Source organism: Acidovorax sp. GW821-FHT10A04 (assembly GCF_059415825.1).
The window spans coordinates 232280-258393 of record NZ_JBWKNZ010000005.1; the positions used below are offsets into that span (position 1 = coordinate 232280).

Here is a 26114-nt window from a genome sequence, read left to right on the forward strand (position 1 = left end):
ATCAGTTCAATGCAACGCGGCTGCCGTCCTTGTAGGTGTACAGCGTCACGGCGGGGGTCGTCAGCTCACCCTTGCTGGTGAAGGCGATGTTGGCCGTCACGCCCTTGTATTCGGTCTTGCCGATGAAGGGGATGTAGACCTTGGGGTCCACCGAGTTGGCGCGCTTCATCGAATCGACCAGCACCATGGCCGCATCGTAGGCGTAGGGGCTGTAGATCTGGAACTGGCCGGGGAACTTGGCGTCGTAGCGCTTCTTCCAGTCGGCACCGCCCTGCATCTTGGCGACCGATGCGCCGCCCGTGGCGCAGGTCACGTTCTTGAGGGCCGGCGTCTTGCCGGCCAGCTCGGGCAGCTTTTCGGTGCACAGCGCATCGCCGCCAAAGAACTTCACGTTGCCCAGGCCCAGCTGCTCCATCTGGCGCAGCATGGGGCCGGCCTGGGCATCGAGGCCACCGTAGAAGATGGCGTCGGGCTTCTTGTTCTTGATGGCGGTCAGGATGGCCATGAAGTCCGTGGCCTTGTCGGTGGTGAACTCCTCGCCCACCACCGTGAGGCCCTTCTGCTGCGCCGTGGCCTTGAAGACCGAGGCCACGCCCTGGCCGTAGGCCGTGCGGTCATCGATGATGGCCACGGACTTGAGCTTCAGGTGGTCGGCCGAGAAGATGGCCAGCGCCGCGCCCAGGGCGCTGTCGTTGGCGATCAGGCGGTAGGTGGTCTTGTAGCCGGGCTTGGTCAGGTCGGGGTTGGTGGCGGCCGCCGTGATGTGCGGCACGCCGCACTTGTCGTACACCGCCGCGGCGGGGATGGAAGTGCCCGACTGCAGGTGGCCCACCACGCCGGCCACCTTCTGGTCGCACAGCTTTTGCGCCACGGCGGTGGCCTGGCGCGGGTCGCCGGCGTCGTCTTCGGCGGCGAGCTCGAACTTGATCTTCTTGCCGCCGATCACCAGGTTCTGCGCGTTCAAATCGTCCAGCGCCAGGCGCACGCCATTTTCGGTGTCCTTGCCGATGTGGGCAATGCCGCCCGACAGCGGGCCCGCATGGGCGATCTTGACGACCTGCACGTCCTGCGCCATGGCGGCGGTGCAGGCAACGGTGGCGGCTGCAGCAGCAACCAGGGAGAAGTGAAAGCGCGAACGGGAAGCAAAGGACACGGGCAAGACTCCGGATGAACAGGAACAAGGGAGAACCGCTGGCCAGGGGGTCCGGCCAGGCGCCGCCATCCTATCCCGTCTTCAGTACACCAGGCTTGCACAACAGAATTGCATACAGTATTAGTCCGACTAATTGAAACCAGAATTCCCCGGCAGCGTGCCAGGCTGGGATAATCGGATCCCATGTCTCTCCTGCCCCACCAGCTCGAACTGCTCGCGCCTGCGCGCGACGCAGACATCGGCATCGAAGCCATCAACCACGGTGCCGACGCCGTCTACATCGGCGGCCCGGCCTTCGGCGCGCGCGTGGGCGCGGGCAACGACATCCGCGACCTGGAACGCCTGGTGCAGCATGCGCACCGCTTCAACAGCCGCATCTTCATCACGCTCAACACCATCCTGCGCGACGACGAGCTCGAAGACGCGCGCAAGATGGCCTGGCAGGTCTACGAGGCCGGGGCCGACGCGCTGATCATCCAGGACATGGCCCTGCTCGAAATCGACATGCCGCCCATCCAGCTGCATGCGAGCACGCAGACCGACATCCGCACGCCCGAGAAGGCGCGCTTTCTGCAGGACGCGGGCCTGTCGCAGATCGTGCTGGCGCGCGAGCTCACGGTGCAGCAGATCGCCGCGGTGCACAAGGCCCTGGGCCCGGTGGACGCGCCCGGGCGCGCCAACATCGAGTTCTTCATCCACGGCGCGCTGTGCGTGGCCTACAGCGGCCAGTGCAACATCAGCCATGCGCAGACCGGGCGCAGCGCCAACCGCGGCGACTGCAGCCAGGCCTGCCGCCTGCCCTACCAGGTGACCGACGCGCAGGGCCGCTTCATCGCGCACGACAAGCACGTGCTCAGCATGAAGGACAACAACCAGAGCGACAACATGCGCGCGCTGATCGATGCCGGCGTGCGCAGCTTCAAGATCGAAGGCCGCTACAAGGACATGGGCTACGTGAAGAACATCACGGCCCACTACCGCACCATCATCGACGGCATCATGGAAGAGCGCGAGTCCTCGGGCCACCCGCTGTCGCGCTCGTCGAGCGGGCGCACCACGTTCACCTTCACGCCCGACCCGCTGCAGAACTTCAACCGCGAGTTCACCGACTACTTCGTCACCGGCCGCAAGCAGGACATCGGCGCCTTCGACACGCCCAAGAACCCCGGCCAGGCCATCGGCTGGGTGACCAAGGTGGGCGCCGATTTCGTGGAGCTGGAAGTGAGCAGCCCCGAGACCGTGCTGCACAACGGCGACGGCCTGTGCTACTACGACCTGCACAAGGACCTGGTGGGCATGGCCATCAACCGGGCCGAGCCCGTGTCGCCGCGCAGCACCACGCAGTGGCGCGTGTTCCCCAAGGACCCGATGGAGGGCTTCAAGGACCTGCGCAAGGGCACCGAGATCAACCGCAACCGCGACATGGACTGGGTGCGCACGCTCGACAAGAAGTCGAGCGACCGCCGCATCGGCCTGTGGGTCTACCTGTCGGAAACGCCCACCGGCTTTGCCCTTACGCTGACCGACGAAGACGGCTATGCCGGCGGCGCGCAACTGGACCACGCCCACCAGCCGGCCACCGACGCCGCCAAGGCCGAGGCCAGCCTGCGCGAGCACCTGGCCCGCTTCGGCGCCACCATCTTCGCGGTGAACGACGTGGGCCTGCAGCTCTCGCAGCCCTGGTTCATCCCCGCATCGGCCGTCAACGCGTTGCGCCGTGACGCGCTGGCCGACTTGGAGGCCAACCGCGCCAAGGGTTTCATGCGCCTGCAGCGCGCCACCCCGGTGGAGCCGCCGGCCCCGTACCCCGAAGACACGCTGAGCTTTCTGGGCAATGTGTTCAACCACAAGGCCCACGATTTCTACGTGCGCCACGGCGTGAAGGTGATCGATGCAACGTACGAGGCGCACGAGGAAGAAGGCGAAGTCAGCCTCATGATCACCAAGCACTGCGTGCGCTTCTCGATGAGCCTGTGCCCCAAGCAGGCCAAGGGCGTCACCGGCGTGCAGGGCACCATCAAGGCCGAGCCGCTGATGCTCATCAACGGCAAGGAAAAACTGACCCTGCGCTTTGACTGCAAGCCCTGCGAGATGCATGTGGTGGGCACGATCAAGCGCCAGGTGCTCAACAACCAGGCGCGCGAGACGCCGCTGAACTTCTACCGCACGCGGCCCCAGCAGGCCAGTTGAGCGGGTGCGGGATTGGCAGGCGCCGACCTGCCATCGCTGGCCGCATAAGCACATACGAAACGATTCGATCTGGCCCTGGAGGGGCGATGGAAGAATGGTTCGGGCACTCCATCGGGGTGCCAGGCCCTTCGTACCAACCCCTTCCAGAGACAAGCCAACCATGCAGATCGAAACCCTGGCCGTGCACGCCGGCTACAGCCCCGACCCCACCACCAAGGCGGTGGCGGTGCCCATCTACCAGACGGTGGCCTACGCCTTCGACAGTGCGCAGCACGGCGCCGACCTGTTCGACCTCAAGGTGCCGGGCAATATCTACAGCCGCATCATGAACCCGACCAACGATGTGCTTGAAAAGCGCATCGCGGCACTCGAAGGCGGCATTGCGGCGCTGGCCGTCGCATCGGGCATGGCGGCCATCACCTACGCCATCCAGACCATTGCCGAGGCGGGCGACAACATCGTCTCGGCCAGCACGCTCTACGGCGGCACCTACAACCTGTTCGCCCACACCCTGCCCCAGCAGGGCATCACCACGCGCTTTGCCGACCCGCGCGACCCGGCCAGCTTTGCCCAGCACATCGACGCGCGCACCAAGGCCATCTTCATCGAGAGCATCGGCAACCCGCTGGGCAACGTGACCGACATCGCCGCCCTGGCCAAGGTGGCGCACGACCATGGCGTGCCACTCATCGTGGACAACACCGTGCCCACGCCCTACCTGCTGCGCCCCATCGAGCACGGTGCCGACATCGTCGTGCACTCGCTCACCAAGTACCTGGGCGGCCACGGCAACAGCGTGGGCGGCGCCATTGTGGACAGCGGCAAGTTCCCCTGGGCAGAGCACAAGCAGCGCTTCCCGCGCCTGAACGAGCCCGACGTGAGCTACCACGGCGTGGTCTACACCGAGGCCCTGGGCCCCGCCGCCTTCATCGGCCGCGCCCGCGTCGTGCCCTTGCGCAACACGGGTGCCGCGCTGGCACCGCAGAACGCGTTCTTGATCCTGCAAGGCATCGAAACCCTGGCCCTGCGCCTGGACCGCATCTGCGACAACACCCAGGCCATCGCCGAGTACCTGCAGGCCCACCCCAAGGTCGAATGGGTGCGCTACGCCGGCCTGCCTGACCACCCGGACCACGCGCTGGTCAAGCGCCAGCTGGGCGGGCGGGCATCGGGCATTTTGAGCTTTGGCGTCAAGAACAGCGATGCCGATCCGCGCGCGGCGGGGGCACGTTTTCTTGACGCGCTGCAGCTGTTCACCCGGCTGGTGAACATCGGCGATGCGAAGTCACTGGCCACGCACCCGGCATCGACCACGCACCGCCAACTCAACCCCGAGGAACTGGCCAAGGCGGGGGTGAGCGAGGGGATGGTGCGCTTGTCGGTGGGGATCGAGCACATTGACGACCTGAAGGCGGATCTGGAGCAGGCGCTGGGCAAGGTGTGACCGCGCAGCGGCCTACCGCTCAGACATCCCGCGCCAACCGCACCCCCGCAAACTGCCACCGCGCAGTTGCCGGGAAAAAATTGCGGTAGGTCGCCCGCACATGCCCCGCGGGCGTGGCGCACGACCCCCCGCGCAAAACATACTGGTTGACCATGAACTTGCCGTTGTACTCGCCCACGGCGCCCTCGGCCGTGCGAAAGCCGGGGTACGGGGCGTAGCTCGACTGGGTCCACTGCCAGGCGTCGCCGAACATCTGCGCCATGCCCGGGCCCTCGGCGGTGCCGGGGTGCAGCGGGGCATCGGGGCCATCGGCAAAGTGGCCCTGCAGGGGCTGGCGTGCGGCGGCGCATTCCCATTCGGCCTCGGTGGGCAGGCGGGCGCCGGCCCAGCGGGCATAAGCATCGGCTTCGTAGTACGACAGGTGCACGGCGGGCAGTGCGCTGGCCAGGGGGACCAGGCCGGCCAGGGTGAACTCGTGCCAGGCATCACCCTCGTCATCACCACCGCCCAGCCCCGCGCGGTGCCAATAGATGGGCTGCGTAAGGCCCTGCGCGGTGCGCCAGTCCCAGCCTTCGGCCAGCCAGTGCACGGGGTTGCGGTAGCCGCCGTCTTCGATGAAGGCAGCGTACTCGCCATTGCTCACCAGGCGCGATGCCAGGGCGTGGGGCTGCACGTAGACGCGGTGGCGCGGCAGTTCGTTGTCGAAGGCAAAGGTGCCGCTGCCGGCATGGTGGCCGATTTCGACCACGCCGCCGTCGCTGCGGTGCCAGGTGAGGGGCTGGGCCGGGTTGCCATCGGCGCTCGGCTGCAAGCCATGGTAGGCCGGAAACAGCGGGTTGCACGAGAGCAGGTGCTTGATGTCGGTGACCAGCAGCTCCTGGTGCTGCTGCTCGTGGTGCAGGCCCAGTTCTACCAGGGCCTGCAGCCTGGCGTTGTCTGCTTGGCGCGCCAGCAGGGCCTGCACGCGCTCGTCCACCTGGGCGCGGTAGGCCAGTACCCCGGCCAGCGACGGGCGCGTGAGCAGGCCGCGCTGCGGGCGCGGGTGCTTGGCGCCCACGCCGTTGTAGTACGAATTGAACAGCACGCGAAACGCCGGGTGGAACGGCGCAAACGCCAGTTCGTGCGGCTCCAGCACAAAGGTCTCGAAGAACCAGGTGGTGTGTGCCAGGTGCCACTTGGCGGGGCTGGCGTCGGGCATGGACTGGGCGCAGGCGTCCTCGGGCGACAGCGGCGCCACCAGCTCCACCGAGCGCTGGCGCACGGTGGCGTAGTCGGCGGGCCGGGGGGGAGGGTTCGTCGTCATCCTGCCAGTGTGCCCCACCGGGGTGGCATGCGGCTGTACCAGCCGCAGAGGCAGGCCAGTGCCGGGCAGCGGCGGAAAGCGCGCGTCAGGGTTGCGCATGCACCACCGCAAACCAGCCGCGCGGGTCGGTCCAGGCCTGGGCGCGCGAGAAGCCCGCGCGCGCCAACAGGTCAGTGAAGGCGGGCAGCGTGTACTTGTAGCTGTTCTCGGTGTGGATGCATTCACCGGCCGCAAAGTCGCGCACACCGCCGCCGGGCCAGCGCACCTGCAGCGGCGACATGGCCTGCAGGTGCATCTCGATGCGCGAATGCAGGGTATTGAAGAAGGCCAGGTGGCGCCACTGCGCCAGGTCGAAGTTACTGCCGATGAGGCGGTTCACGTGCGTGAGCACGTTGAGGTTGAAGGCGGCGGTGACCCCGGCCGCATCGTCGTACGCGGCTTCGAGCACATCGACCTCCTTGGGCAGGTCGATGCCGATGAGCAGGCCGCCGTCGGCATCGGGCTCACCCTCGGGACCTTCTCCATCGACCAGCTCGCGCATCTGTTCGAGCAGCATCAGCGCGTGCGGCGGATCGAAGTTGCCGATGGACGAGCCGGGGTAGAACACCAGGCGCCCAGTGCGCGGGATGTCGGCCGGCAGGGTCACGCCGCGCGTCATGTCGGCGCCCACGGCGCGTGCGTCCATGTGCGGAAACTCCTCGCGCATGCGGGCCACGGCGCCCTGCAGAAAATCGGCCGAAATGTCCACGCCCACAAAGCAGTCTGGCGCCAGCGTGCGGCACAGCGTGCGCGCCTTCTCGCAGTTACCCGCGCCCAGCTCGATCAGCGTGCGGCCCTGGCCTACGGCGGCGGCAATGGCGGCGGCGTGCTGCTGCATCACCGCGTGCTCTGTGCGTGTTGGGTAGTACTCGGGCAGGCGGGTGATGGACTCGAACAGCTCCGAACCGAGCTGGTCGTAGAAGTACTTGGGCGAGATCGTGGCGGGCTGCAACAGCAGGCCCTCGGTGATCTCGTCGTAGACCGATTGCTCCGCCAGCGCCCGGGGTGACTGAGAGGTGTTGGAGGCATCGGCACTGTCCGGCTCCGGGGCCAGCCCTTCGAAGGCTTCGAAAGCCAGATGGGGTGGCTTGGCATTCCAGGCTGCCTGGCGCTGGGCGCCCCGGGTTGGAAGCAAGGGCGACGGATTCTGGAGGAGTGCGTGGGCCATGGTTCGCAAGGTTAGCGGGGGGTGTACAGCCCCCAAGTAGGACGACCGCCCGTGTGCCTTGCCCGGTGGATGCACCAAGCAACCACGCACCGTGGGCAAGCATGCATGGCCCGGGTACCGGCTGGGCGCGCACCCGGCCTGTCATCGAGCCAAGCCACAATCATGGGCCCCTGGCGCGGGCACGGCAAGCCCTGTTTCGGCTGGCCCGCATTTCGCTTGCTGTCACACCTTTGCCGCAATCATCGCCACACAAGGACACACCGACCCATGGATTCATTGACCCAGATCGCACTGGGCTCCGCCGTCGCCCTCGCCACCATGGGCCGCCGCACCGCCGCATGGAAAGCCGTCTTCTGGGGCGCCGTGGCCGGCACCCTGCCCGACCTGGATGCCTTCATCGACCATGGCGATGCCATGCTCAACATGGTGCTGCACCGCAGCAGCAGCCATGCCCTGCTGACCCTCACACTTTTGTCAGGCCCGCTGGCTTGGCTGGTGGCGCGCCTGCATGGCGAAACGCCGCACCTGCTGCGCTGGTGGCTGGCCCTGTGGCTGGCGCTGGTCACCCACCCGCTGCTGGATGCGATGACGATCTACGGCACGCAGCTGCTCTACCCCTTCACCAACCACCCGTACGGTGTGGGCAGCGTGTTCATCATCGATCCGCTGTACACGGTGCCGCTCGTCATCGGGGTGATCGCGGCCCTGGCCCTGCGCGGCGGCCGCGGCCTGCGCTGGAATGCCTGGGCGCTGGTGTTCAGCACCGCCTACCTGGGCCTGGGCGTGCTGGCGCAGCAGCATGTGGAGGGCATTGCGCGTGCATCGCTGCAGTCCGAGGGCATCACCGCCGAGCGCGTGCTGGTGACGCCTGCGCCGTTTTCTGCCGTGCTGTGGCGCGTGGTGGCGATGACACCCACGCACTACCTGGAAGGCTTTCGCTCGCTGGCCGATGGCGGCCAGCAGCCCATGCGCTGGACGCGCCATGAGCGTGGCACCGACCTGTACGCCACCTACCAGGGCAATGCGCATGTGCAGCGCCTGTCGCGCTTCACCCATGGCTTCTACCGCATGAACGAGGCGGGTGGGCACATCTACATCACCGACCTGCGCATGGGCATGGAGCCCGCGTACTCGTTCCACTTCGACATCGGCACGCCGCAGCAGGTGCTGGCGGGCACCGCCAAGGCCCGGCAGGAGTGGCAGCGCCCCGACCTGGAAACCGCCCTGCCCTGGCTGTGGCGCCGCATGCTGGCGCTGGACGATGCGCCCCTGCGCCCGGCGGGTACCGCGCCCAAAACACCTGCCCCGACCACCCCGGCAGGCTGAGCCAGCAGACAGACGGGCAGTACAGACGGCAGCGCTGGCAACCGCCGTCTGTGTCTTGCCGCGCAGGGCCGCTGCGCATAGAGTGGCCGGTTCACCGACCACCCCGAGGCCCCGCCATGCTCCAGATGCGCCCCAGCTGCGAATGCTGCGACAAAGACCTGCCACCCGATGCGACCGACGCACGCATCTGCACCTTCGAGTGCACCTTCTGCAGCACCTGCGCGGGCGGCCCGCTGGGCGGCATCTGCCCCAACTGCGGGGGTGAGCTGCTGCAGCGCCCGCGCCGGCCCGCATCCAAGCTGGCCAAGTACCCCGCGTCGACCGAGCGCGTGCACAAGCCGCAAGGCTGCGGCCCGTTGCTGGCATGAACGCGACCACGCTGCTGGTCTTTGCGCTCGTGGCCCTGGTGGCCATTGCCACGCCCGGGCCCACGGTGCTGCTGGCACTGGCCAACGGCTCGCGCTATGGCGTACGCCGCTCCGTGCCGGGCATGCTCGGCGCCGTGGCCTCCGACTTCGTGCTGGTGGGCGCCGTGGCGCTGGGCCTGGGCGCTCTGCTCGCGGCCTCGGAGTTCTGGTTCTCCGTCGTCAAATGGGTGGGCGCCGCCTACCTGGCATGGCTCGGGCTGCGCCTGCTGCGCTCGCAGGGCGGGCTGGACCTGTCGCAGGCTGGCAGCGCCGAGGGTGTGACGGCCCGCGGCGTCTTTGCCAAGTCGTTCCTGGTCGCAGTGACCAACCCCAAGGGCTACCTGTTCTGCTCGGCCCTGCTGCCACAGTTCATCGACGCGAATGCACCGCAGTGGCCGCAGTACGCAGCCATTGCAGTGGTGTTCGCGGGCCTGGATTTTGCGGTGATGCTGGCCTATGCCATCGTGGGCGCCAAGGCCGTGCAGTTGCTGCGCCGCCGCGCGGTGCTGTGGCTCGACCGCTGCTGCGGCGGGGCGCTGCTGGCCTTGGCGGGGTCGTTGGCCTTCTATCGCCGCAGCGCCTAGAACCTGTAGCCCAGGCCGATGCCGAACAGCACCGGATCGACCTTGAAGGTGCCGGCCTTGGCACTGCCCGCGAACACGTCGGTCTGGATGTAGACCTTCTTCACGTCCACGTTCAGGTACAGGTTCTTCGACAGCGGAATGTCCACGCCCACCTGCAGGGCTGCGCCCCAGCTGTTCTTGTCGATGCCCACGCCGGCGGGCAGGTGCACGCTGGAAAAGCGCGTGTAGTTCAGGCCCGCGCCCACATAGGGCTTGAAGCCAGGGGCATCGAAATGGTACTGCAGCAGCAGCGAGGGCGGCAGGTGCTTGAGCGTGCCGATCTTGCCGCCGAGCGTGCTGGCGCGCACGTCGTGCTTTTGCGGCACGGTCAGGACCAGCTCGGCGGCGATGTTCCTGGTGAAGAAGTAGGTGACGTCGACCTCGGGAATGGCCTTGTCATTGACCGACAGGCCCAGGCCGGTGGTGTCCTTGTTGGCGCTGTCCAGGTGCACGGCGCGGGCGCGCACCAGCCAGGGGCCTTCGGATTCTTGTGCCATGGTGGCGCCGGATGCCAGCGCGCAGGCGGCCACCAGGGCCAGTTTCAGCAGCTTGTTGTTGTTCATGGGAGCGATCGATTCGATGCGGTTGAACGGGGACGACCCCCGTGCATGCATTGGGCCCCCGCACGCCCGCGCGTACCTTGCCGCAGATCAACCGATGGGCCGGCCGACGCGGCGCATCAGGCCCCGGATGACGGGGCTTCGATCTGGATCAACAACGGTGCGTGGTGCGTGGCGCGTCAGTGCGCGGCCGCGCCCTTGCCACGCATTTTTTGTACGACAGTCACCACGGCCACTACGAGGCCACCCGCGACGATGCCCACCACGGCATTGAGCAGGTTGGAGATCAGCCCCCCCCACAGCGCTCCCGCGGGCCAGGTGCCGGCTGCAGCGCCCGCCCCTTCCACGGCGTGGTGCAGGGCCGGAATGCCGTGCACCAGGATGCCACCGCCCACCAGGAACATGGCGGCCGTGCCGGCGATGGACAGGAATTTCATGAGCCAGGGCGCCGCATTGACGATGCCCGTGCCCAGGGCCTTGGCCACCGCGCTGCGCTTGCTGTTGAGCCACAGGCCCAGGTCGTCGAGCTTGACGATGCCCGCCACCAGGCCGTACACCCCCACCGTCATGATGACGGCGATGCCCGTCAGCACGGCCACCTGCTGCGCAAACGAGGCCGTCGCCACCGTGCCCAGCGTGATGGCGATGATTTCTGCCGACAGGATGAAGTCGGTGCGCACGGCGCCCTTGATCTTGTCCTTTTCCATGGCCACCAGGTCCACGGCCGGGTTGGCATTGGCCTGGGCACGGCTTTCGTGCTCGGCCTCGTCCTTGCTCTCGCTGTGCAGGAACTTGTGGGCGATCTTCTCGAAGCCCTCGAAGCACAGGAAGGCGCCGCCGATCATCAGCAGCGGCGTGACGGCCCAGGGCGCGAAGGCGCTGATCAACAGCGCTGCGGGCACCAGGATGGCCTTGTTGACCATGGAGCCCTTGGCGACGGCCCAGACCACGGGGATCTCGCGCTCGGCGCGCACACCGGTGACCTGCTGGGCGTTGAGCGCCAGGTCGTCGCCCAGCACGCCAGCCGTCTTCTGCGCGGCCACCTTGGTCATGACCGAAACGTCATCGGCCATGGCGGCGCTCTTCTTGGCCGCCACCTTGGTCATGAGGGCGACGTCGTCGAGGATGGTGGCGATATCGTCCAACAGGGCTAGAAGGCTGCCAGCGGCCATGGAAGGTCCTTGGGGATTGCGTAAAACCGCCGACTATAGCAACGATGCACGGCATTCCCCCACAGGGCCAGGGGCCACCACGCCCCCCGACGCACGCCGCCGGCACCGCGGCAACAGCACCTCCTGCGCAAAAGGCGCATACTCGGCAGCCACACCACCAACCCTTGGGGTCCCCTGACAACGGGCTTCTCGCCCGAGCCATGCCAGGCTACCTTACCAAGCAAGACAGCGTCGCCATTGCGGGCGTCGCCAATCTCACCATCCGTTCGCTGCTGGACAAGCAGCAGTTCTCCGACCCGCTGGGCGAGGCCGAGCGGCTGGGCATCTCCTCCGCCCTGTGGCCGCTGTTCGGCCTGCTGTGGCCCTCGGGCACGCAACTGGCCGAGCGCATGGCCACCCGGCCGCTGCAGGCGGGCGAGCGCGTGCTGGAGATCGGCTGCGGCCTGGGCCTGGCCAGCCTGGTGTGCCACCGGCGCGGCGTGGACATCACCGCCAGCGACGGACATCCGCTGGCCGACAGCTTTCTGCTCGAAAACCTGCGGCTGAACGCCCTGCCCCCCATGAAGTACCGTGCCGGGCACTGGAACCCACCGCAAGGCGCCGAGGGCGACGGCCCCGCTGCCAGCACCGTGAGCGGCCGCTTCGACCTGATCATGGGCAGCGACGTGCTCTACGAGCGCGACGCGCGCGCCACCCTGGCCGGCTTCATCGACCGCCATGCCGAGGTGGACGCACAGATCTGGATCGTGGACCCCGACCGCGGCAACCGCAGCGCCTTCCACAAGCAGATGGCGGTGCACCGCTTCGAGGTGGTGGAAGAGCGCCTGGACCACCCAGCCCTGGACGACCGCCCCGCCTACAAGGGTCGCCTGCTGGTGTACCAGCGGCCTGACCTCGCCAACTAGTGTCCTGTCCCGCAAATAAATGCCCATAAAACCGCGTCTTTCACGCCAGGGCAGCGTTGCAAATCCTCGCGATAGCTACGGCTATCGCTGCGGTTTGCGCCTTGCCCTGGCGCGAAATCCATCGGCTTTATTCTTGGCATCTATTTACGGGACAGAACACTAGCCGAGCATGAAAAACGGGGCCGAAGCCCCGTTTTCTTTCAACGCCGCCGCAGCGGCAATTCCATCAGCCCACCCACTTGCGGGCATTGCGCCAGATGCGCATCCACGGGCTCAACTGGCTGCGGTCTTCGCTGGTCCAGCTCATCTGCACGTTGCGGAACACGCGCTCGGCGTGCGGCATCATGGCCGTGAAGCGGCCGTCGGCCGTGGTCACGGCGGTGAGGCCGCCCGCGCTGCCGTTGGGGTTGAAGGGGTACTGCTCAGTGGCTGCGCCGTGGTTGTCCACATAGCGCATGGCCGCAATCGCCTTGTCGGCATTGCCGCGGTAGCGGAAGTTGGCGTAGCCCTCGCCGTGCGCCACGGCGATCGGCAGGCGGCTGCCGCTCATGCCCTGGAAGAACAGGCTCGGGGATTCGAGCACCTCCACCATCGACAGGCGGGCCTCGAAGCGCTCGCTCTGGTTGGTGGTGAAGCGCGGCCAGTCCTGCGCGCCGGGGATGATGTCGGCCAGCTCGGCAAACATCTGGCAGCCGTTGCACACGCCCAGGCCGAAGGTGTCCGTGCGGCCGAAGAAGCCCTGGAACTGCTCGGCCAGCACCGGGTTGAAGGTGATGCTGCGCGCCCAGCCGATGCCGGCACCCAGGGTGTCGCCATAGCTGAAGCCGCCGCAGGCGACCACGCCCTTGAAGTCCGCCAGTTGGGCACGCCCGGTCTGCAGGTCGGTCATGTGCACGTCGTAGGCCTCGAAGCCCGCCTCGGTGAAGGCATAGGCCATCTCGATGTGCGAGTTGACGCCCTGCTCGCGCAGGATGGCGACCTTGGGGCGCGCCAGGTTGAGGTAAGGCGCGGCCACGTTCTCGGCGGGGTCGAACGCCAGGTGCACGTGCATGCCGGGGTCGGCCGGTGCGCCAGCGGCGGCGTGTTCGGCATCGGCATTGGCGGGGTTGTCGCGCTGCTGGCAGATCTTCCAGCTCACAGCGTCCCACACCTGGTGCAGGTCGGCCAGCGGCGCGCTGAACACGGCCTTGGCATCGCGCCAGACCTGCAGCTCGCCCTTGCCGGCGTCGATGGGTGAGGACACGGGACGCGTCTTGCCCACGAAGTGGCTGAAGCGCGAGAGATTGTGCTCGCGCAGCAGCTGCATCACCTCGTTGCGCTCGGCGGTGCGCACCTGCAGCAGCACGCCCAGTTCTTCGTTGAAGAGCGCCTTGAGCGTCAGTTCTTCGCGGCGCGCGCTGACCTGGGAGGCCCAGTTCTTGGCGTCGCCGGTTTCCATGCGGCTGTCGCTGATGCCGTCGCCCTCGGTGACCAGCAGGTCCACGTTGAGCGACACGCCCACATGGCCGGCAAAGGCCATTTCGGCAGCGGCGGCCAGCAGGCCGCCGTCGCTGCGGTCGTGGTAGGCCAGGATCTGGCCCTTGGCGCGCAGTGCGTTCACGGCGTTGACCAGGTTCACCAGGTCTTGCGGATCGTCCAGGTCGGGCACCACGTCCCCGCTCTGCTCCAGCGTCTGGCCCAGGATGCTGCCGCCCATGCGGCTCTGGCCTTTGCCCAGGTCCACCAGCACCAGGGTGGTGTCGGCTTCGGTGGCATCGAGCTGCGGCGTCAGCGTGCCGCGCACGTCGGCCAGGGAGGCGAAGGCGCTCACGATCAGGCTCACTGGCGAGGTGACCTTCTTCTTGTCGCCACCCTCCTGCCACTGCGTGCGCATGGACAGCGAATCCTTGCCCACGGGGATGGAGACGCCCAGGGCCGGGCACAGTTCCATGCCCACGGCCTTCACCGTGGCGTAGAGCGCGGCGTCTTCACCGGGTTCGCCGCAGGCGGCCATCCAGTTGGCGCTGAGCTTGACGCGCGGCAGCTCGATGGGCGCGGCCAGCAGGTTGGTGATGGCTTCGGCCACGGCCATGCGGCCCGAGGCGGGGGCGTTGATGGCCGCCAGCGGCGTGCGCTCGCCCATGCTCATGGCCTCGCCGGCAAAGCCCTTGTAGTCGGCCAAGGTCACGGCGCAATCGGCCACCGGCACCTGCCAGGGGCCGACCATCTGGTCGCGGTGCGACAGGCCGCCCACCGTGCGGTCGCCGATGGTGATGAGAAAGCGCTTGGACGCCACCGTGGGGTGGGCCAGCACGTCGATCACGGCCTTTTGCAGCGGCACGCCCGTGAGGTCCATGGGCGCGAACTGGCGCTCCACCGTGGCCACGTCGCGGTGCATCTTGGGCGGCTTGCCCAATAGCACGTTCATGGGCATGTCCACCGGGTTCTTCTGGTCGCCGCCGGCCACGGCCGTGTCGTCGAGCACCAGTTGGCGCTCTTCGGTGGCGGTGCCGATCACGGCAAACGGGCAGCGCTCGCGCTCGCAGAAGGCCTGGAACTGCGCCAGCGAGCCCGGGGCGATGGCCAGCACGTAGCGCTCCTGGCTCTCGTTGCTCCAGATTTCCTTGGGCGCCATGCCCGATTCTTCGAGCGGCACGGCGCGCAGGTCGAAGCGCGCACCGCGGCCGGCGTCGTTGGTCAGCTCGGGGAAGGCGTTGGACAGGCCGCCCGCACCCACGTCGTGGATGGCCAGGATGGGGTTGGCATCGCCCTGCGCCCAGCAGTGGTTGATGACTTCCTGTGCGCGGCGCTCGATCTCGGGGTTGCCGCGCTGCACGGAGTCGAAGTCCAATTCGGCCGCATTGGTGCCCGTGGCCATGGAGCTGGCGGCGCTGCCGCCCATGCCGATGCGCATGCCGGGGCCGCCCAGCTGGATCAGCAGCGAGCCGGCCGGGAATTCGATCTTTTGGGTGAGGCCGGCGTCGATCACGCCCACGCCGCCCGCGATCATGATGGGCTTGTGGTAGCCGCGCTGCACACCGCCTACGTTCTGCTCGTATTCACGGAAGTAGCCCGCCAGGTTGGGCCGGCCGAATTCGTTGTTGAACGCGGCGCCGCCCAGGGGACCTTCGACCATGATCTGCAGCGGGCTGGCGATGTGCTCGGGCTTGCCGACCTCGCTGCCCCAGAGCTTGGAGACGGTGAAGCCGGTCAGGCCGGCCTTGGGCTTGGAGCCCCGGCCGGTGGCGCCTTCGTCGCGGATTTCACCGCCCGCGCCGGTGGAGGCGCCGGGGAAGGGCGAGATCGCCGTGGGGTGGTTGTGCGTTTCCACCTTCATCAGCACGTGCTGGGTGGCTTCGCTCTTGGCATAGCCGACCGTGCCGGCATCGCCCATGCGCGCCAGGAAGCGCTCGACCGTGTGGCCTTCCATGACGGAGGCGTTGTCGGAGTAGGCGATCACCGTGTGCTGGGGTGCCAGCTGGTGGGTGTTGCGGATCATGCCGAACAGGCTCTTGTCCTGCGCCACGCCGTCGATGGTGAACTCGGCGTTGAAGATCTTGTGGCGGCAGTGCTCGCTGTTGGCCTGGGCGAACATCATCAGCTCGACGTCGCTCGGGTTGCGCGCCAGGCCCGTGAAGGCGTTGACCAGGTATTCGATCTCGTCCTCGGCCAGGGCCAGGCCGAAGCGGGTGTTGGCGGCTTCCAGCGCGGCGCGGCCGCCACCCAGCAGGTCCACATGCTCCATGGGCGCGGGCTGCAGCTCGGTGAACAGGGCGGCGGCGCCGCTGCGGTCGGCCACCACCGATTCGGTCATGCGGTCGTGCAGCAGGGCGGCGACCTGGGCCACCTGGTCGGCAGTCAGCTCGGGCGTGCCGCCCAGCAGGCCGGGCTTCAGGGCCACGCGGTATTCGGTGATGCGCTCCACGCGGCGGATGGCGATGCCGCAGTTGCGCGCGATGTCGGTGGCCTTGGAGGCCCATGGCGAGAGCGTGCCCAGGCGCGGGGTGACGACGATGACGACACCGGTTTCGGGGCCGGCATAGGGGTCGCCGTAGGTCAACAGGGCCGCCAGGCGCTCCTGATCGCCCGCCGAGGGGGCCGTATCGGTGGCCACCAGGTGCACGAAGCGCGCAGCGATGCCAGTGATCTTGGGATGGATGGCCTCGAGGGCAGGCTGGAGTTGCTGGGCGCGAAAGGTGCTGAGGGCGTTGCCGCCCGCCAGCGTGGTCATGTGCAAGGTCACGGTAGCGGCCTGTTGGGGTGTGAGGGGTACGGTGGGCGCCGCCGCCATCCGGAAAACGCAGGCTTGGTGGCGGTTAGCCTCCCATTTTAACCGGCGGCGCTCAACACCATGCAGCATCTCAAGCGCAATGGGATAATCCCCCCATGAGCATCACCATCAAAAGTGCACAGGACATCGAGGGCATGCGCGTCGCCTGCCGCCTGGCGTCTGAAGTGCTGGACTACATCGCCCCCCACATCAAGCCCGGCATCACCACCAACGAGATCGACCGGCTGGCCGCCGAATGCATGGTCCAGCAGGGCACGATATCGGCCACGGTGGGCTACCAGCCTCCGGGCTACCCGCCCTACCCCGCGTCGTTGTGCACCTCGGTCAACCACGTGGTGTGCCATGGCATCCCCAACGACAAGCCCCTCAAGAAGGGCGACATCGTGAACGTGGACGTCACCGTGATCACCAAGGAAGGCTGGTACGGCGACAACAGCCGCATGTACCTGATCGGCGAGACCTCCATCGCTGCCAAGCGCCTGTGCGCCATGACCTTCGACGCCATGTGGCATGGCATTGTGCAGGTCAAGCCGGGTGCCCACCTGGGCGACATCGGCCATGCGATCCAGAAATTTGCCGAAGGCCTGGGTTTTTCCATCGTGCGCGAGTTCTGCGGCCATGGCATCGGCCAGCGCTTCCACGAAGAGCCCCAGGTACTGCACTACGGCAAGCCCGGTACGCTCGAAGAGCTCAAGCCCGGCATGGTGTTCACCATCGAACCCATGATCAACGCCGGCCGCCGCGAGGTGAAGGAACACGGCAACGACGGCTGGACCATCGTGACCAAGGACCACAGCCTCTCGGCCCAGTGGGAGCACACGGTGCTGGTCACCGAGACGGGCTACGAGGTGATGACGATCTCGGCCGGTTCGCCGCCTCTGCCGTCCTTTGTGACCGCCACAAAGACATAAAAAGTCAGCGGGAACCCCGCTGCGCACGACTCTTGCGTGGAACACTGCATGGCCATATCGACTGCAACGCCCCTATCGTCCATGACTGAAGTCCACGCCCTGCGGGACGCCTACCGCCGCGACAAGGCGGCGCTGATGGCCTCCATCCAGGCCACGGGTGCCTCCACGCGCGGTATCCGCGTGCTGCTGCGCAAGCTTTCCACCCTGGCGGGCAGCCTGCTGCAGGAGCTGTGGCGCCGTGCCGAGCTGCCGGCTGACCTGGCCCTGGTGGCGGTGGGCGGCTTCGGTCGCGACCAGCTGTTTCCCTACTCTGACGTGGACGTGCTGCTGCTGCTGCCAGACGACCGCGCGGCCGATGGCTGCAGCGTGCTGCGCGCGCAGCTCGAAGACTTCATCGGCAGCTGCTGGGACGCGGGGCTGGAGATAGGCTCCAGCGTGCGCACCATTGCCGAGTGCCTGGCCGAATCGGCGGCCGACGTGACGGTGCAGACCTCACTGCTCGAAGCACGCCAGGTCTGCGGCAGCACCGGGCTGTTTGCGCAGTTCCAGGAACAGTACCGGGCGCAGATGGATCCGCAGGCCTTTCTGGTGGCCAAGACGCTGGAGATGCGCCAGCGCCACAACAAGTACGAGAACACGCCCTATTCGTTGGAGCCCAACTGCAAGGAGTCGCCCGGCGGCCTGCGCGACCTGCAGATGATCCTGTGGGTGGCGCGTGCCGCCGGCCTGGGCAGCACCTGGAAGGAACTGGCCGCCAACGGCATGGCCACGGCCTTCGAGGTGCGCCAGATCGAGCGCAACGAGGCCGTGCTGTGCCTGATCCGCGCGCGCCTGCACGCGGCGGCCGGCCGGCACGAGGACCGGCTGGTGTTCGACCTGCAGACCTCCGTGGCCGAGTCCTTCGGCTACCGCTCGCAGGCACCCGACGGCTCGCGCCTGCCCATGCGCGCCAGCGAGGCCATGATGCGCCGCTACTACTGGGCGGCCAAGGCGGTCTCGCAGCTCAGCCAGATCCTGCTGCTCAACATCGAGGAGGCGCTCAACCCCTCGGCGCACGAGCTGCGCCCCATCAACGAGCGCTTCTTCGAGAAGTCGGGCCTGATCGAGGTGGCCAGCGACGACCTGTACCTCAAGGACCCGCACGCCATCCTGGAGACCTTTCTGCTCTACCAGACCACGGTGGGGCTCAAGGACCTGTCGGCGCGCACCCTGCGCGCGCTGTACAACGCGCGCGGCGTGATGGACGGGGCCTTTCGCAGCGACCCGGTGAACCGCACCGCCTTCATGCGCATCCTGCAGCAGCCGGCCGGCATCACGCATGCCATGCGGCTCATGAACCAGACCTCGGTGCTGGGGCGCTACCTGTGGGCGTTTCGCGGCATCGTGGGGCAGATGCAGCACGACCTGTTCCACGTCTACACGGTGGACCAGCACATCCTGATGGTGCTGCGCAACGTGCGCCGCTTCTTCATGGCCGAGCATGCGCACGAATACCCCTTCTGCTCGCAACTGGCCGGCGGCTGGGACAAGCCCTGGCTGCTGTACCTGGCCGCGCTGTTCCACGACATCGGCAAGGGCCGCGGTGGCGACCATTCGCAGATCGGCGCCATGGAAGTGCGGCGCTTTTGCCGCCAGCACAAGGTGGACCGCGAAGACGGCCAGCTGGTCGAGTTCCTGGTCAGCGAACACCTGGCCATGAGCCGCATCGCGCAAAAGGAAGACCTGAGCGACCCGGACGTGATCGCCGCCTTCGCCAAGCGCGTGGGCAACGAGCGCTACCTCACGGCGCTGTATCTGCTCACGGTGGCCGACATCCGCGGCACCAGCCCCAAGGTGTGGAACGCCTGGAAGGGCAAGCTGCTCGAGGACCTTTACCGCGCCACGCTGCGCGCCCTGGGCGGGCGCGCGCCCGATGCCGCGGCCGAGGTCGAGGCACGCAAGCGCGAGGCCCTGGTGCTGCTGGCGCTGAGCGCCCTGCCCTTCGAGGCGCACAAGGCCCTGTGGGCCACGCTGGACGTGAGCTATTTCATGCGCCACGAGGCCGCCGACATCGCCTGGCACACGCGCCACCTGTCGCGCCACGTTGGCGCGCCGCGCGCCGTGGTGCGTGCACGCCAATCGCTGGCCGGCGATGGCCTGCAGGTGATGGTCTACGCGCCCGACCAGGAAGACCTGTTCGCTCGCATCTGCGGCTACTTCGACCGCGCGGGCTTCAGCATCCTCGATGCGCGCGTGCACACGGCCAACAACCAGCATGCGCTCGACACCTTCCAGATCGTGGCCGACGACCAGGCCGGCCACTACCGCGAGCTGACGCACATGGTCGAGAGCGATCTGGTGCATGTGATCGAGGAAGGCGGCCCCTTGCCCGAGCCCACGCGCAAGCGCGTCTCGCGCCGGGTCAAGAGCTTCCCCATCGCCCCGCGCGTCACGCTGCGCCCCGACGAAAAGGCCCAGCGCTGGTTGCTGGCGATTTCGGCCAGCGACCGCGCCGGCCTGCTCTACCTGGTGGCCCGGGTGCTGGCCCAGCACCACCTGAGCGTGCAGCTGGCCAAGGTCAGCACGTTGGGCGAGCGGGTGGAAGACACCTTTTTGGTGCAGGGCCCCGAGCTGCAGAACAACGCGCGGCAGATCCAGATCGAAACCGAGCTGCTGCGCGAATTGAGCGCCTGACGCTCAGACCACCGCAGGCAACTTGTCGAGCAGCTTGTCCAACGTGATCGGGTAATCGCGCACCCGCGCCCCCGTGGCATTGAAGACGGCGTTGGCAATGGCGGCGCCCACGCCGCACAGGCCAAGTTCGCCCACGCCCTTGGCCTTCATGGGCGACGAGGTGGGGTCGGTCTCGTCCAGGAAGATCACCTCCTGGTGCGGAATGTCGGCATGCACCGGCACCTCGTAGCTGGCCAGGTCGTGGTTGACGAAGAAGCCCTGGCGCTTGTCCACGGCCAGGTCTTCCATCAGTGCCGCGCCCACGCCCATGGTCATGGCGCCGATCACCTGGCTCCGTGCGGACTTGGGGTTGAGGATGCGGCCCGCGGCGCACACCGCCAGCATGCGGCGTACGCGGATCTCGCCGGTGGCCACGTCCACGCCCACCTCCACGAAGTGCGCGCCGAAGGTCGATTGCTGGAACTTCTTCTGCAGGTCGCCGTATTCCATGCTGTCCTCGGCCACGAGTTCGCCGTCGGCCGCCGCATCGGCCAGCGGCACGGAGCGCTCGCCCGCGCGCACCATGCCATCGGCGAACTGGGCCGCCTCGGGTGGCATGCCCAACTTCTGCGCAATCGCTTCGCGCAGCTTGACACAGGCCGCATACACCCCCGCAGTGGACGAGTTGCCGCCCCACTGCCCGCCCGAGCCGGCAGACACCGGGAACGCCGAGTCGCCCAGGCGCACCATCACCTTGCCGATCGGCACGCCCAGCATTTCGGCAGCCGTCTGCGCGATGATGGTGTAGGAGCCGGTGCCGATGTCGGTCATGTCGGTCTCCACCGTGACCACGCCGCGCGGGTTCAGGCGCACGCGCGCGCCCGACTTCATCACCAGGTTATTGCGAAAGGCCGCCGCCACGCCCATGCCCACGAGCCAGCGGCCATCGCGCACCTGGGCGGGCTCGGTACGGCGCTGGCCCCAGCCGAAGCGCTCGGCACCGGTGCGCAGGCATTCGACGAGCCGGCGCTGCGAAAACGGGCGCTCGGGCTTTTCGGGGTCCACCTGGGTGTCGTTGATCACGCGCAGCTCCACCGGGTCGATGCCCAGCTTGTGGGCCATCTCGTCCATGGCGATCTCCAGCGCCATCATGCCGGGCGCTTCGCCGGGCGCGCGCATGGCATTGCCCTCGGGCAGGTCGAGCACGGCAAGGCGTGTGGCCGTGAGCCGGTGGGCCCCGGCATAGAGCAGGCGCGTCTGGTTCACGGCCGTCTCGGGCTTGCCCTCGGGCAGGTCACCCGACCAGCTTTCATGGGCAATGGCGCTGATCCTGCCGTTCTTCGCTGCGCCGATGCGGATGCGCTGGATGGTCGCGGGCCGGTGCGTGGTGTTGTTGGCGATCAGCGGCCGCTGTAGCGCCACCTTCACGGGCTGGCGCGCCGCCTTGGCGCCCAGGGCGGCCAGCAGCACGTCGGCGCGGATGAACAGCTTGCCGCCGAAGCCCCCGCCCACGAAGGGCGAGACCAGGCGCACGTTGTCCTTGGGGATGCCCAGGGTCTTGGCCAGGTCGCCCACGCTCCAGTCGACCATCTGGTTGGAGCTCCACACGGTGAGCTTGTCGCCGGTCCACGCCGCCGTGGTGGCATGCGGCTCCATCATGGCGTGCGACTGGTCGGGCGTGGTGTAGGTGGCATCGTGCTGCACGGGCGCGGCATCGAAGGCCTTCTCGAAGCCGCCCTTGCGGGTGTCGGCAGGCGAGCCATCCTGCTCGGGCGGCTGGTGCGCCGATGGGCGCGCGGCGGCAAGATCGAACTGGCCAGGCATGGGTGTGTACTGCACCTTGACCAATTGCGCCGCCGCGCGCGCCTGCTCGAAGGTATGGGCCACGACCAGGGCGATGGCCTGGTGGTAGTGCTGCACCTCGGGTCCGGCGAGCAGTTTCGCGGTGTTGAATTTGCCCTGGCCCAGGGTGCCCGCCGTCTTGGCGGTCACGATGGTGATCACACCGGGCGAGCCCTGCGCGGCACGCAGGTCCATGGATTCGATGCGGCCCTTGGCAATCGCGGCACCCACCACCACGCCATAGGCGGGGCGGGCAACGGCGTCGTGGCGTTCGTAGGCATAGGGCGCCGTGCCGCTGGTCTTCATCGGCCCGTCGATGCGGTCGGTGGCCTTGCCGATGAAGCGCAGCTGGTCGATGGGGTTGGTAGTGGCGGGGGTGTCGAATTTCATGCGTCAGCTCCTCGCCTGCGCCAGCACAGCAGCCAGGGTGCGCTCGGCCAGTGCGAGCTTGAAGGCGTTGTCGTGCCCCGGCTGGGCGCCGGCCAGCAACCTGGCCATGGTGGCCCTGGCCCCGCTGGGCAGCTCGGCCTCGGCCGCCTCCATCCGCCAGGGCTTGGGGGCCACACCACCCAGGGCGATGCGGCCCGTGCCATTGCGCTGCACGATGGCCGCCACCGAGACCAGCGCAAACGCGTACGAGGCACGGTCGCGCACCTTGCGGTAGATATGCGTGCCGCCCACCGGCCGGGGCAACGTCACGGAAGTGATGAGCTCTCCCGGGGCCAGCACGGTCTCCACCTGCGGCGTGGTGCCGGGCAGGCGGTGGAAGTCGGCGATCGGGATCACCCGCGTGCGGCCATCGCCGCGCACGGTCTCCACCCTGGCGTCGAGCACTCGCAGGGCCACCGCCATGTCGCTCGGGTGCGTGGCGATGCAGGCCGGGCTGGTGCCCACCACCGCATGCTGGCGCGTGACCCCGCCGATGGCGCTGCAGCCGCTGCCCGGCTGGCGCTTGTTGCAGGGCATGTGGGTGTCGTAGAAATACGGGCAGCGCGTGCGCTGCAGCAGGTTGCCGGCCGTGGTGGCCTTGTTGCGCAGCTGGCCCGAGGCGCCCGCCAGCAGGGCGCGCGACAGCACGGCATAGTCGCGGCGCACACGCTCGTGCGCCGCCAGGTCGGTGTTGCGCACCAGGGCACCGATGCGCAGGCCGCCGTCCAGCGCGGGCTCCACGCGGTCGAGCTGCAATGCGTTTACGTCCACCAGGTGCACGGGGTTCTCGATCTGCAGCTTCATCAGGTCCAGCAGGTTGGTGCCACCCGCGATGAACTTGGCGCCGGGCACCCGCTCCACGGCGGCGGCGGCCTCGGCGGGCGATTGCGCCCGTTCGTAGGTAAAGGGCTTCATGCCTTGCCTCCCGCCATGCCAGCCACTTCCGTGATGGCATCCACGATGTTCGAGTAGGCGCCGCAACGGCAGATGTTACCGCTCATGCGCTCGCGCAGTTCGTCGGCCGACAGCAGCGGCCGTGCCGTGAGGTCGGCGCTCACATGGCTGGGAATGCCGCGGCGGATCTCGTCGAGCACGCCCACGGCCGAGCAGATCTGCCCTGGCGTGCAGTAGCCGCACTGGTAGCCGTCGTGCTTCACGAAGGCCGCCTGCAGGGGGTGCAGGTTGCGTGGCGTGCCAAGGCCCTCCACGGTGGTGACCTGTGCGCCCTCGTGCATCACGGCCAGCGTGAGGCAGGCATTGATGCGCCGGCCGTCCACCATCACCGTGCAGGCGCCGCACTGGCCATGGTCGCAGCCCTTCTTGGTGCCGGTGAGCTGCAGGTGCTCACGCAGCGCGTCGAGCAGCGTGGTGCGGGTGTCCACCTCCAGCTCGCGCGGCTGGCTGTTCACGATGAACGCGACCTTGGCCATGGGAATCGGGAAGACGACGCCGGGCGGCTGGGGGGCCGCCGTGGTCTGGGCGTCGGCGGGCAGGGTCGCCGTGGCCGCGCCGGTGGCAGCGCTGGCGATCAACAGGTCGCGCCGGGATATCGGCAGCGCAGTCGCTTGTTGCATTTTTGGGTCCTGTGGGGGCGGGTCGGCCCATGGTGGGCGCTTGCGCACGCGCTGCCATGGCGGCTGCGTCCTGAATCGGTGTAGGACGACTGCCCGCCGCCCGGCGGCCAGGGCACAGGAAATACAGGACCGGAGACGCGCCTAGCGGACGGCCGAGGGCAGGTAGCCGAAGCGCGCACGAAAGCGCTCGGCAAAGCGCGCGCGGGACTGGTAGCCACAGGCCTGCGCGATGCGCGGGATGCTCCAGGAGGTGGTCTGCACCAGCATCAGGGCATGGTGCATGCGGATGTCGACCAGCAGCGCGTCGAAGCGCACCTGCTCGCGGGCGAGACGCCGCCGCAGGGTGGCTTCGCTCATCGCCAACGCGCGCCCGGCCTCCTGCGCCGTCCAGTGGCGTTCGGGCGCTTCGCCGATCAGTGTGCGCAAACGCCAAGCGGTGCCCTGCTGCGGGGCCGCCCTGAAAAGATGGCCCCGCTCCGCGAAGGCAGCCAGCAGGTCCATCAGGCGGTAACGCAGGCGCTCGTCGCTCAGGCCCGCCGCGCCAGCGCTGTCCAGCACCTGCCGCAGGGTCTCGGCGAGGTCATCGTCCAACGGCATCTGCCGCCAAGGTGCGGCAACAGCAGCGACCTCCGCCACGCCCGGTGGCCGGGCGCGGTGGAAAGCCTCCAGCAGGTCGGCCGACAGCGTGAGCAGCACGGAGCGAAAACGCTGCGCGTCACCGCCCGGTGTCTTCACCAGTTCTGCGCAGGTGTTGGGCCCGACGAGCAGCAACGAGGCCGGCGAATCCGCCACCACCGGCGGGCCACCCCTGCCATCGTCCAGTTGCAGCCGGCCTGACGCCACCAGCACCAGGGTCGCCTCGTGGAACAGGAAACGCGGCGTGCACTGCGGCTGCTTCAGGCAGGGCTGGGCCAGACTGCACAGCCCACGCCGCAGCACGGGTGCGCCAGCCGGCAACCACCAGCCCGGGTCCCTGCCGGCGCCCTCCCCTGGCATGGCGGCCGGCAGCCGTGACCCCGCGGCACTCAAACGGCAGGTACCGCAGGATTGAGGCTGTAGAGACCGGTCAGGCGGGCCTGGGCCAGCACCGGGGCCGCAGCCAGGGCCGCCTGCACGTTCGCACCGGTCAGCGGCCCGGTGACGGCCAGGGTCGGCGTGGCCAGGGCATACACCGTGAAGACGTAGTGGTGCACCAGCGTGTCGTTCCATGGGGGGCAGGGGCCGTCGTAGCCGTAGTAGTCGCCCTTCATCTGCTCGTCGCCCGCGAACCAGCCGGTGTAGTCGTTGATGCCATGGCGCAGGCCGCCGGGTGCTGCCGGGCCGCTCTTGCCGCGGGCCGTGACGGCATCCGACTGCGCGCCCGCCTCGATCTGCGTGGTGCCGGCCGGAATGTCGAGCAGCAGCCAGTGGAAGAAGTCCACGCGCGGCAGCGTGGCGGGCACTTCGCGGCCCTCCTGGTTCACATCATCGCCCCGGCTGGGCACGTCGGGGTCGTGGCAGACCACAACGAACGATTGCGTGCCCTGCGGCGCGCCGCTCCACGCGAGGTGCGGATTGCGGTTGGCCGACAGCGCGACATGCGATGCGGCATCGGGGACGGCAAAGGCAAATTCGCCGGGAATGGCCTGGCCGTCTTTGAAGCTGTGGCTGGTGAGTTGCATGGGAGGTCTCATCCTTGGATGGGCAGTGAAGAATCCGGTGGCCGACAGGTACCGGGACGCACCGAAATTCTAGGGACACATGGCGCAGCGCATGCACCTCATCCGCTCAAACTCTCGACCAATCCAGTCAACATGATGGCATCAGGTGCTTCTTCGCAGGGTTCCCCTTGCCCTTGGCACAGCCAAGTCGCGGTCGAGGAGCCCGTCCGCGGGCAAGGTCAATGCAGGCACGGAGCGATGCGGATGATGCACCGCGCTGCAAGACCAAGGTAGTGCAAAAGCAGCCGCGCCATCACCACCTTCCGAGACATTTGCCCGGTGCATTTGCACCCGAGAACGCCCATAAATCAAAATCGCCAATGAAAAAGCCGATGCAAATCAGAAATTTGCATCGGCTTTCATAATGGCGGAGTGGACGGGACTCGAACCCGCGACCCCCGGCGTGACAGGCCGGTATTCTAACCAACTGAACTACCACTCCTGGA

Annotated in this window: 19 protein-coding genes and 1 tRNA gene; 8 read left to right on the plus strand and 12 right to left on the minus strand. The window is 68.0% G+C overall.

Going from position 1 to position 26114, the window contains the following annotated elements:
• Nucleotide 1: 1 nt before the first annotated feature.
• The gene (locus tag AC07PF_RS13310) at nucleotides 2–1075 is read right to left on the minus strand and encodes a branched-chain amino acid ABC transporter substrate-binding protein (protein WP_052024458.1); all 1074 of its coding nucleotides are present in this window, start codon (nucleotides 1073–1075) and stop codon (nucleotides 2–4) included.
• Between the two features lie 261 nt (nucleotides 1076–1336).
• Here AC07PF_RS13310 and AC07PF_RS13315 point away from each other — a divergent pair, with 261 nt between their 5' ends.
• Together AC07PF_RS13315 and AC07PF_RS13320 are read left to right on the plus strand one after the other, a co-directional pair.
• Nucleotides 1337–3343, plus strand: a complete 2007-nt coding sequence (locus AC07PF_RS13315; protein ID WP_494612189.1) for a peptidase U32 family protein — start codon at nucleotides 1337–1339, stop codon at nucleotides 3341–3343.
• A gap of 160 nt (nucleotides 3344–3503) precedes the next feature.
• Entirely contained in the window at nucleotides 3504–4787 is a 1284-nt protein-coding gene (locus AC07PF_RS13320) for an O-acetylhomoserine aminocarboxypropyltransferase/cysteine synthase family protein (RefSeq protein WP_494612190.1), read from the plus strand.
• A 19-nt stretch (nucleotides 4788–4806) separates the two neighbouring features.
• Here AC07PF_RS13320 and egtB read toward each other — a convergent pair whose 3' ends face one another.
• Together egtB and egtD are read right to left on the minus strand one after the other, a co-directional pair.
• Entirely contained in the window at nucleotides 4807–6090 is a 1284-nt protein-coding gene (gene egtB, locus AC07PF_RS13325) for an ergothioneine biosynthesis protein EgtB (protein WP_494612191.1), read from the minus strand.
• 85 nt (nucleotides 6091–6175) lie between these two features.
• Nucleotides 6176–7297: an L-histidine N(alpha)-methyltransferase gene (gene egtD / locus AC07PF_RS13330; RefSeq protein ID WP_494612192.1), complete on the minus strand. Its 1122-nt coding sequence runs from the start codon at nucleotides 7295–7297 to the stop codon at nucleotides 6176–6178.
• 267 nt (nucleotides 7298–7564) lie between these two features.
• Here egtD and AC07PF_RS13335 point away from each other — a divergent pair, with 267 nt between their 5' ends.
• From AC07PF_RS13335 to AC07PF_RS13345, 3 genes are all read left to right on the plus strand, one after another.
• Nucleotides 7565–8623 carry a metal-dependent hydrolase gene (locus AC07PF_RS13335; protein WP_494612193.1) on the plus strand — a complete coding sequence of 353 codons (1059 nt, stop codon included), beginning with the start codon at nucleotides 7565–7567 and terminating at the stop codon, nucleotides 8621–8623.
• A gap of 116 nt (nucleotides 8624–8739) precedes the next feature.
• Nucleotides 8740–8991 (plus strand): DUF1272 domain-containing protein, encoded by a 252-nt coding sequence (locus AC07PF_RS13340; protein WP_494612194.1) that lies wholly within the window; start codon nucleotides 8740–8742, stop codon nucleotides 8989–8991.
• A complete protein-coding gene (locus AC07PF_RS13345) occupies nucleotides 8988–9614 on the plus strand; it encodes a LysE family translocator (protein WP_494608216.1) in 627 nt (208 codons plus the stop codon). The genes AC07PF_RS13340 and AC07PF_RS13345 overlap by 4 nt, the downstream gene beginning before the upstream one ends.
• Here the strand turns inward: AC07PF_RS13345 and AC07PF_RS13350 are convergent.
• Both AC07PF_RS13350 and AC07PF_RS13355 read right to left on the minus strand, forming a co-directional pair.
• The gene (locus AC07PF_RS13350) at nucleotides 9611–10216 is read right to left on the minus strand and encodes an OmpW/AlkL family protein (RefSeq protein ID WP_494612195.1); all 606 of its coding nucleotides are present in this window, start codon (nucleotides 10214–10216) and stop codon (nucleotides 9611–9613) included. The genes AC07PF_RS13345 and AC07PF_RS13350 overlap by 4 nt on opposite strands.
• A 176-nt stretch (nucleotides 10217–10392) precedes the next feature.
• On the minus strand, nucleotides 10393–11385 hold the full coding sequence (locus AC07PF_RS13355) for a DUF808 domain-containing protein (RefSeq protein ID WP_494612196.1): 993 nt from the start codon (nucleotides 11383–11385) through the stop codon (nucleotides 10393–10395).
• Between the two features lie 200 nt (nucleotides 11386–11585).
• Between AC07PF_RS13355 and AC07PF_RS13360 the strand changes: the two genes are divergently transcribed.
• Nucleotides 11586–12290 carry a class I SAM-dependent methyltransferase gene (locus AC07PF_RS13360; RefSeq protein ID WP_494612197.1) on the plus strand — a complete coding sequence of 235 codons (705 nt, stop codon included), beginning with the start codon at nucleotides 11586–11588 and terminating at the stop codon, nucleotides 12288–12290.
• 226 nt (nucleotides 12291–12516) lie between these two features.
• Here AC07PF_RS13360 and purL read toward each other — a convergent pair whose 3' ends face one another.
• A complete protein-coding gene (gene purL, locus AC07PF_RS13365; protein ID WP_145698921.1) occupies nucleotides 12517–16512 on the minus strand; it encodes a phosphoribosylformylglycinamidine synthase in 3996 nt (1331 codons plus the stop codon).
• Between the two features lie 143 nt (nucleotides 16513–16655).
• Between purL and map the strand changes: the two genes are divergently transcribed.
• Together map and AC07PF_RS13375 are read left to right on the plus strand one after the other, a co-directional pair.
• Nucleotides 16656–17471, plus strand: coding sequence for a type I methionyl aminopeptidase (gene map, locus AC07PF_RS13370; RefSeq protein WP_007859993.1), 816 nt, complete (start codon nucleotides 16656–16658; stop codon nucleotides 17469–17471).
• A gap of 81 nt (nucleotides 17472–17552) precedes the next feature.
• Nucleotides 17553–20144, plus strand: coding sequence for a [protein-PII] uridylyltransferase (locus tag AC07PF_RS13375; RefSeq protein WP_494612198.1), 2592 nt, complete (start codon nucleotides 17553–17555; stop codon nucleotides 20142–20144).
• Between the two features lie 3 nt (nucleotides 20145–20147).
• On the opposite strand, the gene paoC is transcribed toward AC07PF_RS13375, so the two are convergent.
• The 6 genes from paoC to AC07PF_RS13405 all read right to left on the minus strand — a co-directional run bounded on the left by paoC (nucleotide 20148) and on the right by AC07PF_RS13405 (nucleotide 26110).
• Nucleotides 20148–22355: an aldehyde oxidoreductase molybdenum-binding subunit PaoC gene (gene paoC, locus AC07PF_RS13380; RefSeq protein WP_494612199.1), complete on the minus strand. Its 2208-nt coding sequence runs from the start codon at nucleotides 22353–22355 to the stop codon at nucleotides 20148–20150.
• Between the two features lie 3 nt (nucleotides 22356–22358).
• Nucleotides 22359–23309: an FAD binding domain-containing protein gene (locus AC07PF_RS13385; protein WP_007851715.1), complete on the minus strand. Its 951-nt coding sequence runs from the start codon at nucleotides 23307–23309 to the stop codon at nucleotides 22359–22361.
• On the minus strand, nucleotides 23306–23968 hold the full coding sequence (gene paoA / locus AC07PF_RS13390) for an aldehyde dehydrogenase iron-sulfur subunit PaoA (RefSeq protein WP_007851713.1): 663 nt from the start codon (nucleotides 23966–23968) through the stop codon (nucleotides 23306–23308). Before paoA ends, AC07PF_RS13385 begins: the two co-directional genes overlap by 4 nt.
• A gap of 141 nt (nucleotides 23969–24109) precedes the next feature.
• Nucleotides 24110–24964, minus strand: coding sequence for a helix-turn-helix transcriptional regulator (locus AC07PF_RS13395; RefSeq protein WP_494612200.1), 855 nt, complete (start codon nucleotides 24962–24964; stop codon nucleotides 24110–24112).
• A gap of 29 nt (nucleotides 24965–24993) precedes the next feature.
• Nucleotides 24994–25629 carry a YbhB/YbcL family Raf kinase inhibitor-like protein gene (locus AC07PF_RS13400; protein ID WP_494612201.1) on the minus strand — a complete coding sequence of 212 codons (636 nt, stop codon included), beginning with the start codon at nucleotides 25627–25629 and terminating at the stop codon, nucleotides 24994–24996.
• Between the two features lie 404 nt (nucleotides 25630–26033).
• Nucleotides 26034–26110 (minus strand) — tRNA-Asp (locus tag AC07PF_RS13405).
• Nucleotides 26111–26114 lie beyond the last annotated feature (4 nt).

Coding starts and splice junctions, on each gene's coding strand:
- AC07PF_RS13340 (WP_494612194.1), top strand. CDS start 8,740: ATGCTCCAGATGCGCCCCAGCTGCGAATGCTGCGACAAAGACCTGCCA.
- AC07PF_RS13345 (WP_494608216.1), top strand. CDS start 8,988: ATGAACGCGACCACGCTGCTGGTCTTTGCGCTCGTGGCCCTGGTGGCC.
- AC07PF_RS13320 (WP_494612190.1), top strand. CDS start 3,504: ATGCAGATCGAAACCCTGGCCGTGCACGCCGGCTACAGCCCCGACCCC.
- AC07PF_RS13360 (WP_494612197.1), top strand. CDS start 11,586: ATGCCAGGCTACCTTACCAAGCAAGACAGCGTCGCCATTGCGGGCGTC.
- AC07PF_RS13355 (WP_494612196.1), bottom strand. CDS start 11,385: ATGGCCGCTGGCAGCCTTCTAGCCCTGTTGGACGATATCGCCACCATC.
- AC07PF_RS13375 (WP_494612198.1), top strand. CDS start 17,553: ATGACTGAAGTCCACGCCCTGCGGGACGCCTACCGCCGCGACAAGGCG.
- map (WP_007859993.1), top strand. CDS start 16,656: ATGAGCATCACCATCAAAAGTGCACAGGACATCGAGGGCATGCGCGTC.
- AC07PF_RS13315 (WP_494612189.1), top strand. CDS start 1,337: ATGTCTCTCCTGCCCCACCAGCTCGAACTGCTCGCGCCTGCGCGCGAC.
- egtB (WP_494612191.1), bottom strand. CDS start 6,090: ATGACGACGAACCCTCCCCCCCGGCCCGCCGACTACGCCACCGTGCGC.
- AC07PF_RS13350 (WP_494612195.1), bottom strand. CDS start 10,216: ATGAACAACAACAAGCTGCTGAAACTGGCCCTGGTGGCCGCCTGCGCG.
- paoC (WP_494612199.1), bottom strand. CDS start 22,355: ATGAAATTCGACACCCCCGCCACTACCAACCCCATCGACCAGCTGCGC.
- paoA (WP_007851713.1), bottom strand. CDS start 23,968: ATGCAACAAGCGACTGCGCTGCCGATATCCCGGCGCGACCTGTTGATC.
- AC07PF_RS13335 (WP_494612193.1), top strand. CDS start 7,565: ATGGATTCATTGACCCAGATCGCACTGGGCTCCGCCGTCGCCCTCGCC.
- AC07PF_RS13395 (WP_494612200.1), bottom strand. CDS start 24,964: ATGCCAGGGGAGGGCGCCGGCAGGGACCCGGGCTGGTGGTTGCCGGCT.
- AC07PF_RS13385 (WP_007851715.1), bottom strand. CDS start 23,309: ATGAAGCCCTTTACCTACGAACGGGCGCAATCGCCCGCCGAGGCCGCC.
- AC07PF_RS13310 (WP_052024458.1), bottom strand. CDS start 1,075: ATGGCGCAGGACGTGCAGGTCGTCAAGATCGCCCATGCGGGCCCGCTG.
- AC07PF_RS13400 (WP_494612201.1), bottom strand. CDS start 25,629: ATGCAACTCACCAGCCACAGCTTCAAAGACGGCCAGGCCATTCCCGGC.
- egtD (WP_494612192.1), bottom strand. CDS start 7,297: ATGGCCCACGCACTCCTCCAGAATCCGTCGCCCTTGCTTCCAACCCGG.